This window comes from Burkholderia sp. APQ4-4ca (assembly GCF_057837105.1).
In genome coordinates, this window is the sequence record NZ_JBYQCG010000021.1 from 1 (window position 1) to 508 (window position 508).

The following is a 508-nucleotide window of genomic DNA, read 5'->3' on the forward strand; positions in this document are numbered from 1 at the left end:
CAGAGTCACGAGATGCTGTTCGATGCGCACGCCCGCGCATTCGCCGCGTTTGGCGGCGTTCCGCGCCGCGGCATCTACGACAACATGAAGACCGCCGTGGACAAGGTCGGCCGAGGCAAGGAGCGCGCGGTCAACGCACGCTTCGAGGCACTGTGCGGCCATTACCTGTTCGAGCCGGAATTCTGCAACCGTGCCGCCGGCTGGGAGAAGGGCATCGTTGAGAAGAACGTGCAGGACCGGCGCCGCCAGATCTGGCACGAGGCTGCGCTACGACGCTGGGAAACGCTGGAGCTTCTGAACGAATGGGTCGCGGGCCAGTGTCGTCAGGCCTGGCAGACGCGGCACCCGCAGTGGCCCGAGCTGACGGTCGAGGACGTGCTGCAGGACGAGCGCACCAGGCTGTAGATCGTCAACTACTTTGGCCGGTCGAGCGTCAATTACCTTGGCCGGTTGGATGGGGTAATTGTCGTTAGTCAGGTTTCTGTAATTGTCGTTTCCTCCTGTTCGG

Annotated in this window: 1 pseudogene; it reads left to right on the top strand. The window is 63.0% G+C overall.

From position 1 onward, the window contains the following. Positions 1–402 (top strand): annotated as a pseudogene (locus AC3IFE_RS01455) (IS21 family transposase); the annotation flags it as partial. Positions 403–508 lie beyond the last annotated feature (106 nt).